This is a genomic window from Oscillospiraceae bacterium (assembly GCA_035380125.1).
Taxonomy (GTDB): Bacteria; Bacillota; Clostridia; order Oscillospirales; family JAKOTC01; genus DAOPZJ01.
On record DAOSWV010000015.1, the window covers coordinates 17,188 to 35,031 of the forward strand.

Genomic DNA, 17,844 nt, shown 5'->3' on the forward strand with positions numbered 1-17,844 from the left:
ATTATAAACGATAAAAGGAGACCTTGAAATGGAACTTGAAATCCGCGCCCTGACTCCCGAACTGCTCGGCGATTATCTGGAGTTTTTCGATCATGTCGCCTTTTCCGATCATCCGGAATGGGCATCGTGCTATTGTTTGGCTTTTCATTTTGAACCCGCCTGGGATGCCGAAGATGCCGGGTTGGATAACCCCTGGCGCGAACGGGCAATACAATTTGTGCGTAAGGGGAAACTCAAGGGCTATCTGGCCTATGCTGATGGCAAAGTCTCGGGTTGGTGCAATGCCAACGACAAATCAGCTTATAGTGCATTGGCGCCGGAGCTCTGCGAACCGGATAATCAAGCGAAAAAAATACTCTCCGTCGTATGCTTTCTGGTCGCACCTAATCTGCGCGGCAAGGGCATTGCAACAAAACTGCTCGAACGTGCCTGCACCGACGCGGAAGCCGCTGGTTATGATTTCATCGAGGTCTATCCGCCTTCCGGTGAATGCGACCAATTTGAAGCATACCACGGAACCCGCCCGCTGTTTGAAAAGATGGGCTTTGTCGTAACGAAAAATCTAGGCAAAACCAGCATCATGCGAAAATATCTTGGAGATCAGTGATGGATCAAATCACGGAGCAAATTTTGAGAAGGCGCATGCACGGGCTGTATCTGTCGCGCGGGTGCGATGATATTGTGCAGCTCTCGCATGAACTTCTCGGGCTGCATTGTTGGTTTCACCGCAACGTCGTTTTTTCCGCGTTGATTCGTGGCGCGGAGCTGACAGGCTGGAAAACCTCCCTCATCAAAACGTGGATTCACCACGCACTGCACGGCGTGGCGCCCGACGACCTGCCGACGCTGCTTGCGCTCAATGCGGGTGATTGGCGCTGGGGGGAGCGGTATAAACAGATCGCCGACAGAGTCGTGGAGCTGATGGAGGACGGCATCTATTCCCGCGCCGAAATGCGCCTGATTTTCGCGGACGAATACGACCATCATACAATCGACAGGGCATTATCGCCGTGGGGCGGGATTTTCTGCGAATTGGCGCGACTCGGCAAAGTCGCCTTCCGCGATATGACAAGCCGCGATTTCGATTTGATCGACGCCGAACCAACCCGGACGCCCGAAGAGGTGTTACCCGAGTTATTTGAAAGATTCCTCGCAGCTTACGGCCCCGCAACGCTCACGGACGCGGCATGGTTTTTCGGGTTGTGGCGGGAAAGAAGGAAGGAACTGTCCGCTTTAAATTTGGACAAGTATACTTGCTTTGAATATAATAAGAACGTCTATTATTCCATCGACGATAACACAGATATAGGCGATATTCCCGAATTGACGCTGTTATCCGGATTCGACCCGCTTATTGTTTCCTACATAGAACGAAGCGCGGTTCTGCCGCCGGAATATAAAAGCGCGGTCATCATGAAATCGGGCATCTGCCTCCCGACCATCGCCGTAAACGGGCAAGTGGCGGGGCTTTGGAATATCAAAAAAGGCGAGCCGGTGGTGGAATTCTTTACAACGCAGCCCAAGCGCCTGAAAGACGCCGCATCCGATCTGGTCTCCGGTATTTGTTTTCAAACGCGGCTGTACTTATAAAAAATAAACGAATGTCTGCAATTTGAAATTAAAGCATTTGACATGTAAGATTTCCGGATGTATAATCGTTTTTATGATAAGGGAATAATTGACATCTGTTTTATTTCCTCATTAGATTCAGCAAGGAGGAATCTTCATGAAAAAAGTTATAGAATCAGTCATTGCACTCATTGCCTGCGTCTTGTTACTTCTTGACGGCTGCGCGTCTGCGCTAAATAATTCTCTGCCCGGCGAACTCGCCGGACAAGAAAACAATTATCCCGAGACCCTCGAAATCATCGCGCCGACTTTCTTTTGGGATACAGCCGACAGAAACGCCGAGACCGCCAAGCAGCAGTGGCAGGACGAGATGTTAGCGCGTTACGGTGTCCAAATCACCGTTTATTCCAATACCTATACGGAAAGCGGAACCCCCGTGATGACCGGAGCGAATAAGAACCGAGATGTTTTCAGTGGCAAAGAAAAATTCTCGGGATTAGTCCAAATCGAGGCGATGAATACCCTGCAGTCGGCCATTGACCGCAATTTTGCAGTCCCGTTGGAGGATTACCTCGTCGATAATGCGGTTTGGAACGCCCTGCCCGATGAGATCAAATCGACGTTTTCGGTGAATGGCCATATATATGCTGTCCCCACCTTTGTATCCTATCATATGCGCGCCCGCGTTTTCCAAAAAGATTTATTTGAACAGACGGGCATTGACGTCACCGATCTGAACTCGCTGAAGGAATTCGGAACCGCCTATGCACAATCAACGGGACATTATACGATCAGTTCCGACAGCTTCTTCGACATGAATGATGTGATGAATGCTTTCGGGTTATATACGCAGATGACAAACGGTTTCAGTTACGACCCGACCGAGAACTGTTATGTGGACTTCCTGACCAAAGGCGCCGCTGTCGACGCATTGGAGTATTTGCGAGAACTTTACCAAGTCGGTGCACTAAACTGTGATTTTCAAAAACCGACCTACGATATGAACACCGCATCTCATCAAGCTACCTATGGTTTGTATAATCCCGATAATTATAATGAAGTGCTCACCTTAAATCCGCAATATCCGCAAGTATTAAACAATTATGTGAACGGATTTTATATGACCAAAGATACCGTACAGCCCAAAGAGACCATTAACTTTTTCGTCAACATGCTGTTCGGCTCGGAGCAAAACTATCTTGACTGCTGGCTGGGTTCTTCCGACGGCTATGTTTTGAACAGCGACGGGACGATTACAATGAATATGGTTCAAAACGCCGATGGCAGTTATACGGCTCCCGCAATGCCGAAACTGACCGGTGGCTTTCCGGATTTCTTCCCTTATTCAGACGCGAACATATTGTACAGTCAAGATGGTGTAGTAACAAATAACTCGGAGATAGCAGCGGGTAAGATAAATAAGGACTATGAAGTCCTCAGCGATGCGCTTGATAAAGGGACTGTTGTAAAAATTTCTCCGGCATATTCGATCATCAATAACCCTTCTTATTATACAAATTATAATGATATTTGCGCTCTTTTTGAACATTGCATCAAGGATGCGCTGACAAGAACCGATTATACCATTCAGCAGATCGTGGATGATTACAAACAAGAGATGCTCAACCTCGGCGGCAATCGGATGCTCGACGAGATGAACGCCGCCATCGGCAAGCAAACCGCGTATTATTACGGGTGATTTTCTAATAAATCTGCCAATACCTCCTGCCAAACACAAAACCGAGCGATAATCCGTCCGGTTTTGTGTTTTTAGGGCTTTTCTCACAAAAAGTTCACTGAATCTAATTTCATTTGTCATATAATGTATGGTATAATTTTTATATCTTCCGAAATTATGGAAAAATTCATATCATATTAGAAGGGGAAATTTATGAGAAATTCGATTAAAATCACCGTTTCATTGCTGGTTTGTTTTCTTGTATTCCTGACCGGCTGCGGCGCAACGCCTTCCACTTCCCTGCCGGATGAGCTCCGGGCGGCGAATGCCGATTTCCCCGAATCCATTAATATCATTGCGCCTGATTTTTTCGAAGCAACCGGCGCGATCAATACCGATCAAATCAGGCAGAAATGGCTTGATGAAACATCCGAACGGTACGGTATCATTCTTCACATCTATCCGAATTATAAAGCCTATATAGACGACACCGGATATGTGGCGGTTCCGAAAAGTCCCAGCTATGTGGATGGCTATGTGTCGCTGGAATTCGAAAGCGAGGAATCTACCCCCGCTCCGCAGCCGAAAAAACCGAACTATGTCGGTTTGACGCAAATCGGCTCTGCCGATGCACTCAAAAAATCCGTTACCGATTCTGATCCGTATATGCCGCTGGAAGATTATCTCGACGATAATCCGATTTGGAAAGCCCTGCCCGAGGACTTTAAATCCCTTTACGAAATCAACGGTCATATCTATGCGATTCCGACTTCCGTTACCCTGATTCAAAAAGCCCGTATCATTCATAACGAGGCCTTGGAAAAGACCGGGATCGCGGTGACCGATCTCAATTCATTCCGAGAATTTGCCTTAGCTTATATACAAAACGCCAAAAAAGTCACCGATAACGCCGCTATCTCCGAAGTGGCGGACGTTTTGACCGCCTTCGGCCTTTACCCGGGAGAAGATGCCTACGTTCAATTCAATTATGATCCGACGGCGGATTGTTTTACAGACTGGCTGACCAAACCCGCCGCCGTCGACGCGCTGGAGTACCTGCGGGAACTCACGAATGCCGGAGCGCTTACTTACCGATATGCAACCGGAAGCGATTTCTTTAAAATGGGGCTTTGGGCTTCGAAATATGCACCTTATTTCGATTATTCCGATTGCACCGAAGTGCTGACCCTCAATCCCGAATATCCGCAGGTTGCCTTCACCGAAATAAAGGGGTTTGCCATGATCAAAGACACGCCGCAACCCCAAGAGACCATCAATTTTTTCATCGATCTGTTGTTCGGCTCCGAACAGAATTATCTTGATTGCTGGCTGGGCTCGTCAAACGGTTTTGCTCAAAACGGAGACGGCACGATCACGGTTGCGATGACACAGGACTTGGATGACAATTTTGTCGTTCCGGCCATGCCGAATTTAACGGGCGGTCTTTCGGAGATTTTCCCTTATTCGTACACGGATATTATATATAGTCAAAACGGGACTGTCGCCACGACCTCAGAGATCGAAGATCACAAAGTACAGGTGAAGCTGTTGAATGATTCCCTCCAGGACGGGTCCGTTGTAAAATTGCCTCCGGAATATCAAATCATACAATCGGCGACTTATAACGGTTATACAGCGAACGGCAGTAATAAATATAATGATCTTTCCTCCCTGTATATAAAATGCTTTTTATCTGCGGTTTCACGTTCCGATAAAACAGTGCAGCAGATCGTGGATGAATACAAATCAAAAATGCTCGACCTCGGCGGCAACGCCATGCTCGACGAGATGAACGCTGCCATCGGCAAACAGACCGCGTATTATTACGGGTAAAAACAACTGTAGGGAATGGTCTTGACCATTCCGTTTCATCATAGCCGAAAATTGAAAGGGGAACTATCATGGAAAAGCTGTTTAAACTCGTGGTTTCACTGTTCATCTGCGGTCTGATGCTGCTGTCCGGCTGCACAACAATGCCAAAAAGCTCGCTGCCGAGTGAACTCGCGGGGCAGACAAGCGGCTACCCCGAAGCGCTTAATATTATCGCGCCGGATTTTTTCAAATATACCGGAGCGCCAGACGCCGAAGAGGCCAAGCAGAAATGGCTGGACGAAATGTCCGAGCGGTACGGCGTGAAATTTAACATTTTCAAGGATTATCGTGAGGCCTCAAAAAGCAACAGTTCTTCAGGCCTGTATTCAGTTAAAAAATCATCTGTTTATCATTTACCTGACTTTTATATTCCTTTGGATGATTATCTTGCCGATAATCCGGTTTGGAACGCCTTGCCCGAGGACTTCAAATCCCTCTTTGAAGTCGACGGTCACATCTATGCCATTCCGGCTTCTGTCTCCGAAGGGGTACAAAAAGCCCGCGTTTTTAATAACGAAGCACTGCAGAAAACCGGAGTCACTGTGACCGATCTCAATTCATTCCTCGCTTTCGCCGAGGCCTACAGAAAGAAAACGGGAAACCCCGCCGACAGTTCTTTAATTTCGGATGTGACGGATATTCTGAACGCTTTCGGGCTTTATCCCGGAACCGACGAACAAATTCCATTCAGTTATGATCCGACGGCGGATTGTTATGTGGACTGGCTGACAAAACCCAATGCCGTTGAGGCGTTGGAGTATATATGGAAGTTGAATAATTCCAAGTCTCTGTGTGATAAGGATGCGGAGGAGCTCGCGGAATTATTTAATTCCGGCATTTTGGCTTCGCAATATGTTCCTTATTATGATTATAACAACTGCACCGAAATACTCACTTTGAATCCCGAATACCCGCAGGCCTTGTACACCCAAACAAACGGTTTCGCCATGACTGCGGATACCCCCCAACCGAAAGAGACCGTCAATCTCTTAGTTGACATGCTGTTCGGTTCGGAGCAAAGCTACCTGGATTGCTGGCTGGGTTCGGACAATTACATCCTGAACAGCGACGGCACGCTCACGATCAAGATGTCAACGGATTCCGAAGGCAATGCCGTGTACCCCTGCGCCCCCAATTTAGCGGGCGGCCTAACGGAACTCGTCCCCTTTTCGGATGCGAATATTTCATACATCCAAAGCGGTGACGACGGCACCGATATCGGCACCGATGTTGACGCCAAAAATAAAGCGCGTTTAAAGATGTTCAGTAATTCATTGGAGAACGGGTCGCTCGTCAAAATTCCATCGGAGTATCAAGTAATCCAATCGGCAACTTACAACGCAAAATGGGAAGATGTTGCCCACAGATATTATCAGGATATTATTTTATACACAATCTATTTTCCCGGCTTTAATGATAAAACAATACAGCAGATCGTGGATGAGTACAAAGCGGCCATGCTCGAACTCGGCGGCAACGACATGCTCGACGAGATGAACGCCGCCATCGGCAAGAAAACCGCGTATTATTACGGGTAAAAACAACTGTAGGGAATGGTCTTGACCATTCCGTTTCATCATAGCCGAAAATTGAAAGGGGAACTATCATGAAAAAGCTGTTAAAACTCGTAGTTTCACTGTTCATCTGCGGCCTGATGCTGCTGTCCGGCTGCGGGACTGCCTCAACTTCGCTGTCGAGCAATTTCCAATCAACAGTCGGCCAAGTATCATCCATCAATATCCTCGCACGCAATTTTTTTACAGCTGATTCGGAAAATGCCGAACAATATAAAGAGGACTGGCTGGAGGAGATCTACTTTCGATACGGCGTTGAATTAAATATTACCTCATGCTTTTACACAGACGGTGTATATGATAATACTGTTTTAGACCAAATTAAAGATGTGTTATACGACGACGATGAATTTGCGGGTTTGATAGAAGTCTCATCTTCGCAAATATTAAGCAGCACAATCGACCAACTTCTGCCGTTAGATGATTATCTTGCCGATAATGCGATTTGGCAATCTCTGCCCGATGAGTTAAAAAATACTTTTAAAGTAGACGGACAAATTTATGCGATACCCACATACATGTTTCGGGCGCAAAACGCCCGTATCATTACCGATGAGGCATTAGAAGAGACCGGAATTACCGTTACCGATCTTCAATCATTCAGTGACTTTGCGAAAGCATATACACAATCAACCGGTAAAACTGCTATCACTTCTTACTATATGTTGGGTTTAACCGATATTTTAAATGCGTTCGGGCTTTACAAATATCAAATAATTAGTCCGTTAAGTTATGATCCCACCGAAGATTGCTGTGTGGATTTTTTAACAAAAGACGCTGCTGTTGACGCGCTTGAATATCTTCGGGAACTTTATCAAGCGGGCGCATTGAATATCAATTTTTCTGATTCAAAGATTGCATATACAGATTTTAATGCTGGCATATCCTGCACATCTTACTTTCAGTACTTCGATTATGAAAACTGCACCGAACTATTTACCCTAAATCCCGAATACCCGCAACTCGCCTTAACCACTACCCGCGGTTTTGCTATGACCAAAGGCACACCGCAGCCCAAAGAAACCATTAATCAGTTTATTAATATGTTGTTCGGTTCCGAAGACTGCTATTTGGAGTGCTGGCTGGGCAGTTCCGACCACTATGTTTTGAACAGTGACGGAACGATCACTGTCAAAATGCCGCAAAACGCCGACGGAAGTTATACATACCCTCCCATGCCGAATTTAACCGGCGGCCTGACAGATATTTTTCCCTATTCGGACGCGAATATCTTTTTCAGCCCAAACGGCGTCATTGATGAAGAAGCGAAGGCTGAAGCGGATGAATATAATGACCGATTCACACTTCTGTATGATTCATTTAAAAAAGGAATAATCGTCGAGGTTCCGGCATTATATTCAGCAACGATTTCAAAGGAAATAAATACAGCCGTAAACAACGATCTTTATATACAGACGCTGTATATGAGCTGTATCAAAAGTGCGATTACGAGTACCAAATATACAGTCCGGGAAGTTGTAGACGGATATCGGGAAGAGATGTTGAACATGGGCGGCAACGCTCTTCTTGATAAAATTAACGCCGCCATCGGCAAAGAAACTGCGTATTACTACGGATGATTTTCGACATTATAAAAACCGGGCAGATTTTTCTGTCCGGTTTTTTATTTTCCGTATATGAAGTGATTTCTCACCAAACTCTGGTGTCACTGAGATTCTTCCAGATATCAACCACCGGACCGAGTTTTTGTAACATCGACGCACTGGCGGCGTCGAGTACGGAAACCACATCAGGCGTCAGTGAAATTTCAATCGCCTTGATATTTTCGAGCAGTTGTTTGGTGTTTCTGGAACCCACAATCACGCTGGACACGCCGGGCTTTTTCATCAGCCAGGCAATGGCCAGTTCGGCCATGGTGTATCCCGTTTCACCGGACAGCTTTTTCATACCTGTAAGGAGCGTTTCCAGTTCCGCTTCCGCGCCGGGGCTGGTGTGCCCGAGCGCAGTATTACCGCGCCAACTAAAATGAACCGTGCGCTTTCTGTTATCGGGAATCTCGTTATAGTTCGCATATTTTCCCGTCAGAACCCCCTGCATCAGGGGCATATAGGCCATCACGCCGATATTGTTCTTAATGCAATAGGGCATGACCTCTGCTTCAATTCCACGACTCATCAGGTTATATGCCATTTCATCCACACAGGGTTTCATGCCGAGTTCTTCGCAGATATCCATTGTTTTGAGCGCGAAATTGCTAACGCCGAACGCCCGAACCATTCCCGCGTCCACAATCTTTTTAATGGCTTCGATATTCGCTCTCATCAGCTGTTCATCCGGTTTGGGCCAGTGGATCAGCAGCAAGTCGATATAATCCGTATTCAGGCGTTTCAAGGTGTCTGCGATAATTTCTGTGTAGTTGCCCAGTTGATCCATCGGAAAAATCGGCGTTTTATCGCAGATAATGGCTTTATCGCGTTTTCCCGTGAGCGCTTTCCCCAAAGAAATTTCGCTGCCGCCGCCGTTATAGCCGTATGCGGTGTCGAAAAAATTTACGCCGCGCTCCAGCGCCTCCTGTACCTGCCTGTCGACATCCGTTTGTTCCGTGATGCCCCAATAGCTGTTTCCGTCTCCGCCGAAACTCCAGCACCCCAAACACAGTGTGCTGACCTTCAGGCCGGACTTTCCGAGTTCTCTGTACTCCATGATTCCCTCCTTACAGACCGATTTAAAATTAATCCATTTTCACATAGACGATTCCGTTTTCCCTGCAATATTGCGCGCTGTAATCCCCGTAACAGACCGCAGTCAACTGATTACATTCCTCAAAGACGCCTTCGCCGATCGCGGTGACGCTGGCCGGAATCGTGATACGCTCGAGCGCATTACACTTATAAAAAGCGCTGTACTCGATCTCAGTCACACCGTCGGGAATGTCGATGTTCTTCAACACCTTACAGCCCGCAAAACAGACGAATTCGATCTTTTTCAACGACGCCGGCAGCTTGACGCTTTTCAAGCCGCTGCATTCGGAAAATGTACCGTATCCAATGGTCGTTACGCCATCCGGAATCTCCATGTTCGTCAATTCCGTACAGTTGGAAAAGGCAAATTTACTGATGTTTGTCAAATTTTCGGACAGCGTGACCTTTTTCAACTCGTCACACTCCGAAAAAGCACCCCATCCGATTGAAGTCACCGTATCCGGCAGGGTTACTTCGGTGATTTCCGATTCGGCAAACGCCCAATCGCCGACACTGACCACATTTTTACCGTCAATCTCATCGGGTACTTTCACATTCAAATCAGATCCGTTGTATTTCGTGATCTGAATGCCGTTTTCGACCGACTGATAGTCATAATCATACTTTTTCGGAATCGACAGCGTTACCAATACCGAAACGGACGAAGTTGATAAAGCGGACGAGGTCTGAGGCAACGGAGCACAGGCTTCAAACAGCACCACTGCTGCCAAAACAAATAGTCCCGCCTTTTTCATAAACAACTCCTTCTGTCCCAACCATTTTCTAAAACAAAAGAGCCGCCTTTTGGGGCGGCTTTTTGATTTTATACCAGCTCGATGATGGCCATTTCGGCGGCATCACCGCGGCGGGGACCGGTCTTGATCACGCGCGTATATCCGCCGTTCTTACTCTCGTATTTCGGAGAGATCTCATTGAACAGCTTGGCCGCGACGCTCTCCTTGGTGACAAACGCGAACACCTGCCGTTTTGCGTGCAGTGTATTCTGTTTCCCGAGCGTTATCATCTGATCCGTCAGTGCGCGGACTTCCTTTGCGCGGGTGACGGTCGTCTCGATCTTGCCTTTTTCCAGCAGGTAAGTGACCATGGCCCGCAGCATTGCGGTTCTGTGGTCGCTCGTCCTGCCGAGTTTTCTGGTTCCGGGCATTGTTTCCACACTCCTTAAATCAAGCCGCTTTAAACGGCATTATTCGTCGTCGTTTTTGAGCGAAAGGCCCAAAGAAGCCAGTTTTCCGATGACCTCGTCCAGGGATTTCCGGCCGAGGTTGCGGACCTTGATCATCTCTTCTTCGCTCTTGTTGATCAGGTCTTCGACGGTATTCAAACCCGCGCGTTTGAGGCAGTTGAACGACCGAACCGAAAGTTCGAGGTCGTCGATTGCCATCTCCAGCACCTTTTCCTTGCTCTTCTCGTTGCGTTCCACCAGAATGTCGCTGTCAACCGCACCCTCAGAGAGCGAGATGAAAAGGACCAGCAGTTCGCCCAGGATCTTCGCGCCCAGAGATACGGCGTCACGGGCGGAAATGGTGCCGTCCGTCCACACCTCAAGCGTGAGTTTGTCGTAGTCCGTCACGTTGCCCACACGGGTGTTTTCAACCGTATAGTTGACTTTGGTGACGGGCGTATAAATAGAGTCGACAGGAATAACGCCGATCACGGAAGAGTTGTCCCGGTTCTTTTCGGCCGAGACATAGCCCCTGCCCTTGTCCAGAACGATTTCCATATTCAGCTTTGCACCCGCGCTCAATGAAGCAATATGCATGGACGGGTTGAGAATTTCGACTTCCGCGTCAGCCTTAATGCTGCCTGCGGTGACCTCACATTCGTCCTGCGCCTCGATGTAAACCGTCTTGGGCCCATCGGAGAAGAGCTTGAGCGTGAGACCCTTGATATTCAAAATGATCTCTGTCACGTCTTCCTTGACGCCGGGAATGGTGGAAAATTCATGCTGTACGCCGTCTATTTTTACCGACGTCACCGCCACACCGGGCAATGACGAGAGTAAAACTCTACGCAAACTGTTCCCAAGAGTCGTGCCGTAGCCGCGCTCAAGCGGCTCGACGACAAATTTGCCGTAGGAACCGTCTGCCTTCATTTCGCTGACTTCTATTTTGGGCTTTTGAATCTCCAACAATTAAAACCCTCCTTTTTCCAGGTAAACACGCGATTTTAACAAATCGCGGCACAAACGATATTTCCTCTGTAACCGCTCCAAGCGGACCATGATACGGAAATACCGGATTATTTCGAATACAACTCGACGATCAGACGCTCCTCGACCTGCAGGTCGATCTCATCGCGTGTGGGCAGCGCCGCAACGTTTGCGGTCATGTTCGCCTTATCGGCAGACAACCACGCCGGAATGGGTTTCGCATTGCTTTCGAATTGATCCTTGAATGTCTCGACGGAACGGCTGGATTCTTTCATCGCAATCACGTCGCCGGCTTTGCAAAGATAGGAGGGAATGTTGACGATCGAACCATTAACTGTGAAATGACGATGCAGAACCATCTGTCTGGCCTCTTTGCGCGAAGACGCAAAACCCAGGCGGTAGACAATGTTGTCCAGACGGCTCTCCAAAATGCGGAGCAGGTTTTCACCCGAGACGCCCGGTTGTTTGATCGCCATATCGAAATATTTGCGGAACTGGCTCTCCAAAACGCCATAGTAGCGCTTTGCCTTCTGCTTTGCACGCAGCTGGATGCCATATTCGCTGGTCTTTTTTCTGCCCTGTCCATGCTGGCCGGGGACTCCGGGTCTGCGGGACACAGCGCATTTGTCGGTGTAGCAGCGGTCGCCTTTCAAAAAGAGCTTCTGGCCCTCTCTGCGGCACAGGCGGCACACCGAATCGGTATATCTTGCCATTTACTCAATCCTCCATTATACGCGTCTTCTTTTCGGCGGACGGCAGCCGTTGTGCGGAATGGGTGTCACGTCTTTGATCAGCGTGATGTCCAAACCGGTGGCCTGAAGCGCTCTGATCGCGGCTTCACGTCCCGAACCGGGGCCCTTTACGAAGACGTCGACGGTCTTCATGCCGTGATCCATAGCGAGTTTGGCCGCTGTTTCTGCAGCTGTCTGCGCCGCAAACGGCGTGGACTTCTTGGAACCGCGGAATCCCATCTCGCCCGAGCTCGCCCATGAAATGACGTTGCCCTGCGTATCGGAAATGGTGACGATGGTATTATTGAAACTCGACTGAATGTGTGCGACACCGCGGTCGATATTTTTACGTTCTTTGCGGCGACGCGTTGTAGCGGTTTTTCTCGTAGTAGCCATTTTTTATTATTGCCCTCCCCGCTTACTTTTTCTTGTTCGCGATGGTACGCTTCGGACCCTTACGGGTTCTTGCGTTGGTCTTGGTACGCTGACCGCGCACCGGCAGACCCTTGCGATGACGGGTTCCGCGATAGGAGCCGATCTCCACCAAGCGCTTGATGTTAAGCTGCACTTCGCGGTGCAGGTCACCTTCGACGCGGTAGCTATGGTCTATGCATTCCCTGAGTTTAGAAATATCCTCTTCGGTCAGATCTTTGACGCGGGTATCGGGGTTCACGCCCGTCTGGGCGAGGATATCGCTAGAGAGCTTACGGCCAATCCCGTAAATGTAGGTCAGCCCGATCTCGACCCGTTTATCGCGGGGCAGATCAATACCGGCAATTCGTGCCAAACAAATACACCTCCGTTTAGTTTGTCAGCTCTAACCCTGGCGCTGCTTGTGTTTGGGATTCTCGCAAATAATCATAACCTTGCCTTTGCGTTTGATCACCTTGCACTTTTCGCACATGGGTTTCACTGAAGGTCTCACTTTCATTTTTGATTACCTCCTGCCAAAATGCTCACTTTGAGCGCCATGTTATCCTGCCCTTGGAGAGGTCATAGGGGGAGATCTCCACCGTAACCTTATCACCGGGCAAAATGCGGATAAAGTTCATCCGCAGTTTTCCTGAAATGTACGCCAAAATTTTGTGTCCGTTCGCAAGTTGAACGGTGAACTGGGCGTTCGGAAGAGCTTCCAGAATTACGCCTTCCAGTTCGATGACATCATCTTTCGACAAGCAACTACCTCCTCAATCAGCTGTCGTCAGCGGTTTCCCGCCGTCGGCCGTAATCAAAACGGTGTGTTCAAAATGCGCGGAATGTTTTCCGTCCGTTGTGACCACTGTCCAATTGTTGTCTAGGATGTCGATCTCCCAGCCGCCGGCGTTGACCATCGGCTCAATGGCAATCGTCATGCCCTCGACAAGCCGCGGGCCGTGACCCAGATTTCCGAAATTGGGAACCTCGGGATCCTCGTGAAGTTTTTCGCCGACTCCGTGCCCGACATAATCGCGCACCACCGTGAATCCGGCTTTCTCCACCACGTTTTGCACCGCGTTTGAAATGTCTCCGATCCTGTTTCCGGCCTTGGCGGCAGAGATTCCCGCGGACAATGCGCTCTTCGTGACCTCAAGCAGCCGCAGGTCTTCGGGGTCGCATTCGCCGACCGGAAAAGTCGCCGCCGTATCCCCGTGGAACCCTTCAAAGAAAGCGCCCACGTCGATACTGACGATATCTCCTTGACACAGTTTCCGTCCGCCGGGAATCCCGTGAATGATCTCATCGTTGACCGAGATGCAGGCGGAAGCCGGAAAACCGTTGTATCCCAAAAAGCTGGGTTTTGCCGATTGGGAGAGTATATATTTTTTAATGGCGGCGTCGATATGGGCGGTTGTAACCCCTTCCCGGATCTCTGCCGCACCCACGGCCAATGCATTTGCGGCGATTTTACATGCACGCCGCATCTGCACCAGCTGGGAATCGTTTTTAATGGCTATCATTTACCCAATACCTCAAGGATGTCTTTGGTCACCAGAGCGGTGTCCTTTTCGCCATCCACTTCAGAGAGCAGGCCCTTATCGGCATAATAGCGCTCGAGCGGTTTGGTCTGAGTATGATAGACCTCCAGGCGTTTCTGCACAGTCTGCGGTTCGTCGTCACTGCGAATGACGAGTTTTTCGCCGCAGTTGTCGCAGATATTGTCGCATTTGGGTTTCTTGTTCTCAATGTGATACACGGCACCGCATGCCGCGCAGCTTCTTCTGCCGCTGATGCGTCTGACAATCATATCGTCCGTCACCCGGATATTGATGACCCGGTCGATGGAAACGCCCATTTTATCAAGCGCTTCAGCTTGAGCAATCGTACGGGGAAACCCGTCGAACAAAAATCCGTCTTTGCAATCGTCCTCTTGGATGCGTGCCTTGACGATGTCGATGATGACGTCGTCCGGAACGAGCTGGCCGCCCTCGATATAGGACTTGGCTTTCAACCCGAGCGGGGTCTCGTTTTTCATCGCAGCCTTGAGGATGTTGCCCGTGGAAATCGCGGGGATGTTCAGCGCTTTGCAGATTGCCTCTGCCTGTGTACCCTTGCCCGCGCCGGGCGCTCCCAGAAAAATCAGTTTCATGATTATTCGAGGAATCCCTTGTAATGCCGCATGAGCATCTGGGATTCAAGCTGCCGGGCGGTCTCGATCGCGACGCCGACAACGATGATGATGGTCGTGCCGCCGAGGGCCAGGTTGATGTTGGTCAGTGAACCGCTGAGCATCGGGACCAAAACGACGATCGACAGGCAAATTGCGCCGATCAGAATGATCCTTGACAGAACGCGGGAAATATAATCCGAAGTGGGTTTGCCCGGACGAATGCCGGGAATGGTTCCGCTGTTTTTACGCAGGTTATTCGCCATCTCGATCGGGTTATAGGTGATCGAAATGTAGAAATACGCAAACGCGATGATCAGAATGATATATAAGATCATATAGGCCGCGCCTTGATAGCTGAACCATTTCAGGAAGTTACCGAAAGCAGTAAATTCACTCGGGTTTCCGCTGGTGTCGTAATTCGTAACGCCCACGCCGAAACCGAGCAGCATGGTCGGCAGCGACAGCAGGGAGTTGGCGAAGATGACCGGGAGAACGTTGGCCATGTTGACCTTCAGCGGAATATTGGTATTCTGGCCGCCGTAGACCTTTCTGCCGACAACACGTTTGGCGTATTGAACCGGCAGGCGGCGTTCCGCGGCGTCCATATAGACGACGAAGTAAATCTCAGCCAGCAGCAAAATTGCCAGCAGCGGTACGATAAAGTAATAGACCGGCTGTGTCGGACCGTAATTCTGCCATGCGCCGGTGAGCGTGCTGACAATCGAATCGAAGTTTGCGACGATACCGGCAAACAGCAAGAGAGAAACACCGTTGCCGATGCCCTTCTTATTGATCTGCTCACCGAGCCACATCATCAACGTCGCACCCGCGATATAGCACATGATAATAACAACCGCACTGAAGTAACCGTCAAAACCCTGTTTGAAGAGAACCGCGTCCGAAAGCGTGGAGGTGTTGCGCAGGTACATGAAGTACGAGAAGCCTTCGATCAACGCCATCAGCACCGTGCCGATACGGGTGACCTGACCGAGTTTCTTTCTGCCCTCTTCGCCCTCTTTCGACAGACGCTCCCAGGACGGGATCGCGACAGTCAACAGCTGAACGATAATTGAAGATGTGATGTACGGCGAAATCGAGAGCGCGAACAACGTGCCCTTTTCGAAGCCGCCGCCTGTAAACAGGTTGATATAACTGAGATATTGGTTGCCCGCAGCTGCGGTAAGTGCCGCCGGATCCACAAACGGAACCGTCACCATGACGGCGCCGATACGGAAAATGGCGATGATGAAGAGGGTGTAAAAGATCTTCTTGCGCAGTTCGGGAATTGCGAACGCGTTACGAAATGTCTTAAACATCATACCACCTCAGCTGTTCCGCCGGCCGCCTCGATTTTGCTTTTGGCGCTCTCGCTGAATGCGGCCGCCTTAACGGTGAGTTTCTTGGTCAGATTCCCGCTGCCGAGAATCTTAACGCCGTCGCATGTTTTGCGGATGATCCGCTTTTCAAGCAATACTTTGCTGTCTACCACCGCGCCGTTGTCGAATTTCTCGAGCGCACTCACATTGATTGCGACGTATTCTGTCGCAAAAATGTTGGTGAAACCGCGTTTCGGGAGGCGACGATGCAAAGGCATCTGGCCGCCTTCGAATCCCGGACGGACACCGCCGCCGGAACGCGCCTTCTGACCCTTATGGCCTTTGCCGGCCGTCTTGCCGTTGCCGGAGCCGATACCTCTGCCCTTGCGTTTGGGTTCGAATCTGGAACCTGCCGCCGGGGAAAGTTCGTTGAGCTTCATTTTTGCACCTCCACATCGACAAGATAATTAATTTTGGTGAGCTTGCCCTGTGTCTGAACATTGTCCGGCTGCACTGTAGTGTCGCCGATCTTGCGCAGGCCAAGGGAGTTGGCGGTATCAATATGTTTCTTATACCGACCGATTAAGCTTTTTTTAAGCGTAATTTTGAGGTCTGCCATCTTATGCTTCCCCCTTATTCAAAAATCTCTTTGACGGACTTGCCGCGGGCGTTAGCCACTTGTTTGGCATTACGCAGGGACAGCAAACCCTCCATGGTGGCTCTGACCACGTTGCAGGGGTTGTTGGAGCGCAGCGCCTTGGTTCTGATATCGCTGATGCCGGCCGCTTCGACCACCGCACGCACTGCACCGCCGGCGATAACACCGGTACCGGGCGCCGCCGGTTTCAGAAGCACTCTACCGGCTCCGAATTCGCCGATAACCTCATGAGGGATCGTCGTGCCGCGCAGGCAAACCTCGCGCATGTTATTTCTCGCGTCCGCAACACCTTTGCGGATGGCGTCCGGAACCTCGCCCGCTTTACCGAGCCCGAATCCGACTTTGCCCTTACCGTCGCCAACGACGACAAGCGCCGAGAACTTCATGATACGACCGCCCTTAACGGTTTTGGATACACGGTTGATGGCAACCACTTTTTCCAGGAATTCGCTCTGTTCGCGGTCGCGTCCGCGGCCGCCTCTTTCGTTCTGTGCCAAATTCAACCCTCCCTCAGAAATTCAGTCCGCCCTCACGGGCGCCGTCTGCCAGTTCCTGAATACGTCCGTGATAAACGTATCCGCCGCGATCAAAGACGACGTCTTTGATGCCTTTTTTCGTAGCCGCCTCAGCGACCATTTTGCCGACCTTGCGGGCAGCTTCTTTGTTTCCGCCGTATCCATCGAAGTCCTTGGACATTGTGGATGCAGACGCCAGTGTGACGCCGTTCACATCATCAATGACCTGCGCATAGATGTGCTTGGCAGAACGAAACACGCACAGACGCGGGCACTCCGGTGTACCGGAGATCTTCGCGCGAACGCGGGCGTGTCTCTTTACCCTTGCTTTATTGCTGTCGGGCTTGTTAACCATGCTCTCTCCTCCTGTATTTTTGAGAAATTGGTTCGGCATCCATCAATCTACATTAATAACCCGTAAGTTTCGTCCGTAAAGGATAAACTTTTGATTTTAAACATTGCCATTTTGAAA

The 17,844-nt window shown here is 49.7% G+C and carries 22 protein-coding genes; 6 read left to right on the plus strand and 16 right to left on the minus strand.

Going from position 1 to position 17,844, the window contains the following annotated elements; translation table 11 throughout:
* Window positions 1-28: 28 nt before the first annotated feature.
* From PK629_07425 to PK629_07450, 6 genes are all read left to right on the plus strand, one after another.
* Window positions 29-607: a GNAT family N-acetyltransferase gene (locus PK629_07425; GenBank protein ID HOP11304.1), complete on the plus strand. Its 579-nt coding sequence runs from the start codon at window positions 29-31 to the stop codon at window positions 605-607.
* The gene (locus PK629_07430) at window positions 607-1,590 is read left to right on the plus strand and encodes a crosslink repair DNA glycosylase YcaQ family protein (protein HOP11305.1); all 984 of its coding nucleotides are present in this window, start codon (window positions 607-609) and stop codon (window positions 1,588-1,590) included. Before PK629_07425 ends, PK629_07430 begins: the two co-directional genes overlap by 1 nt.
* A 136-nt stretch (window positions 1,591-1,726) precedes the next feature.
* Window positions 1,727-3,268 carry a hypothetical protein gene (locus PK629_07435; GenBank protein ID HOP11306.1) on the plus strand — a complete coding sequence of 514 codons (1,542 nt, stop codon included), beginning with the start codon at window positions 1,727-1,729 and terminating at the stop codon, window positions 3,266-3,268.
* A 192-nt stretch (window positions 3,269-3,460) separates the two neighbouring features.
* Window positions 3,461-5,080, plus strand: coding sequence for a hypothetical protein (locus tag PK629_07440; GenBank protein ID HOP11307.1), 1,620 nt, complete (start codon window positions 3,461-3,463; stop codon window positions 5,078-5,080).
* A 68-nt stretch (window positions 5,081-5,148) separates the two neighbouring features.
* The gene (locus tag PK629_07445; GenBank protein HOP11308.1) at window positions 5,149-6,657 is read left to right on the plus strand and encodes a hypothetical protein; all 1,509 of its coding nucleotides are present in this window, start codon (window positions 5,149-5,151) and stop codon (window positions 6,655-6,657) included.
* A gap of 68 nt (window positions 6,658-6,725) precedes the next feature.
* Window positions 6,726-8,273, plus strand: a complete 1,548-nt coding sequence (locus PK629_07450; protein ID HOP11309.1) for an ABC transporter substrate-binding protein — start codon at window positions 6,726-6,728, stop codon at window positions 8,271-8,273.
* A gap of 70 nt (window positions 8,274-8,343) precedes the next feature.
* Here PK629_07450 and PK629_07455 read toward each other — a convergent pair whose 3' ends face one another.
* The 16 genes from PK629_07455 to rplR all read right to left on the minus strand — a co-directional run bounded on the left by PK629_07455 (window position 8,344) and on the right by rplR (window position 17,727).
* Window positions 8,344-9,357: an aldo/keto reductase gene (locus PK629_07455; protein ID HOP11310.1), complete on the minus strand. Its 1,014-nt coding sequence runs from the start codon at window positions 9,355-9,357 to the stop codon at window positions 8,344-8,346.
* 28 nt (window positions 9,358-9,385) lie between these two features.
* Window positions 9,386-10,150: a leucine-rich repeat domain-containing protein gene (locus tag PK629_07460; protein HOP11311.1), complete on the minus strand. Its 765-nt coding sequence runs from the start codon at window positions 10,148-10,150 to the stop codon at window positions 9,386-9,388.
* 68 nt (window positions 10,151-10,218) lie between these two features.
* A complete protein-coding gene (gene rplQ, locus PK629_07465) occupies window positions 10,219-10,560 on the minus strand; it encodes a 50S ribosomal protein L17 (protein HOP11312.1) in 342 nt (113 codons plus the stop codon).
* 39 nt (window positions 10,561-10,599) lie between these two features.
* Window positions 10,600-11,547: a DNA-directed RNA polymerase subunit alpha gene (locus PK629_07470; GenBank protein ID HOP11313.1), complete on the minus strand. Its 948-nt coding sequence runs from the start codon at window positions 11,545-11,547 to the stop codon at window positions 10,600-10,602.
* Window positions 11,548-11,654: 107 nt separating this feature from the next.
* The gene (rpsD, locus tag PK629_07475; GenBank protein HOP11314.1) at window positions 11,655-12,278 is read right to left on the minus strand and encodes a 30S ribosomal protein S4; all 624 of its coding nucleotides are present in this window, start codon (window positions 12,276-12,278) and stop codon (window positions 11,655-11,657) included.
* Between the two features lie 15 nt (window positions 12,279-12,293).
* Window positions 12,294-12,692, minus strand: coding sequence for a 30S ribosomal protein S11 (rpsK, locus tag PK629_07480; protein HOP11315.1), 399 nt, complete (start codon window positions 12,690-12,692; stop codon window positions 12,294-12,296).
* Between the two features lie 22 nt (window positions 12,693-12,714).
* Window positions 12,715-13,083, minus strand: a complete 369-nt coding sequence (gene rpsM / locus PK629_07485) for a 30S ribosomal protein S13 (protein HOP11316.1) — start codon at window positions 13,081-13,083, stop codon at window positions 12,715-12,717.
* Between the two features lie 30 nt (window positions 13,084-13,113).
* A complete protein-coding gene (gene rpmJ, locus PK629_07490; protein ID HOP11317.1) occupies window positions 13,114-13,227 on the minus strand; it encodes a 50S ribosomal protein L36 in 114 nt (37 codons plus the stop codon).
* Window positions 13,228-13,252: 25 nt separating this feature from the next.
* Window positions 13,253-13,471: a translation initiation factor IF-1 gene (infA, locus tag PK629_07495; GenBank protein ID HOP11318.1), complete on the minus strand. Its 219-nt coding sequence runs from the start codon at window positions 13,469-13,471 to the stop codon at window positions 13,253-13,255.
* A gap of 12 nt (window positions 13,472-13,483) precedes the next feature.
* Window positions 13,484-14,233 carry a type I methionyl aminopeptidase gene (gene map / locus PK629_07500; GenBank protein HOP11319.1) on the minus strand — a complete coding sequence of 250 codons (750 nt, stop codon included), beginning with the start codon at window positions 14,231-14,233 and terminating at the stop codon, window positions 13,484-13,486.
* Complete coding sequence (locus tag PK629_07505) at window positions 14,230-14,862, minus strand: adenylate kinase (GenBank protein HOP11320.1); 633 nt, start codon at window positions 14,860-14,862, stop codon at window positions 14,230-14,232. Before PK629_07505 ends, map begins: the two co-directional genes overlap by 4 nt.
* Before the next feature lie 2 nt (window positions 14,863-14,864).
* Entirely contained in the window at window positions 14,865-16,199 is a 1,335-nt protein-coding gene (gene secY / locus PK629_07510) for a preprotein translocase subunit SecY (GenBank protein ID HOP11321.1), read from the minus strand.
* On the minus strand, window positions 16,199-16,639 hold the full coding sequence (gene rplO, locus PK629_07515; protein HOP11322.1) for a 50S ribosomal protein L15: 441 nt from the start codon (window positions 16,637-16,639) through the stop codon (window positions 16,199-16,201). Before rplO ends, secY begins: the two co-directional genes overlap by 1 nt.
* A complete protein-coding gene (gene rpmD, locus PK629_07520; protein ID HOP11323.1) occupies window positions 16,636-16,818 on the minus strand; it encodes a 50S ribosomal protein L30 in 183 nt (60 codons plus the stop codon). Before rpmD ends, rplO begins: the two co-directional genes overlap by 4 nt.
* 14 nt (window positions 16,819-16,832) lie before the next feature.
* Window positions 16,833-17,354 (minus strand): 30S ribosomal protein S5, encoded by a 522-nt coding sequence (rpsE, locus tag PK629_07525; GenBank protein HOP11324.1) that lies wholly within the window; start codon window positions 17,352-17,354, stop codon window positions 16,833-16,835.
* Window positions 17,355-17,367: 13 nt separating this feature from the next.
* On the minus strand, window positions 17,368-17,727 hold the full coding sequence (gene rplR / locus PK629_07530; protein ID HOP11325.1) for a 50S ribosomal protein L18: 360 nt from the start codon (window positions 17,725-17,727) through the stop codon (window positions 17,368-17,370).
* Between the last annotated feature and the right edge of the window lie 117 nt (window positions 17,728-17,844).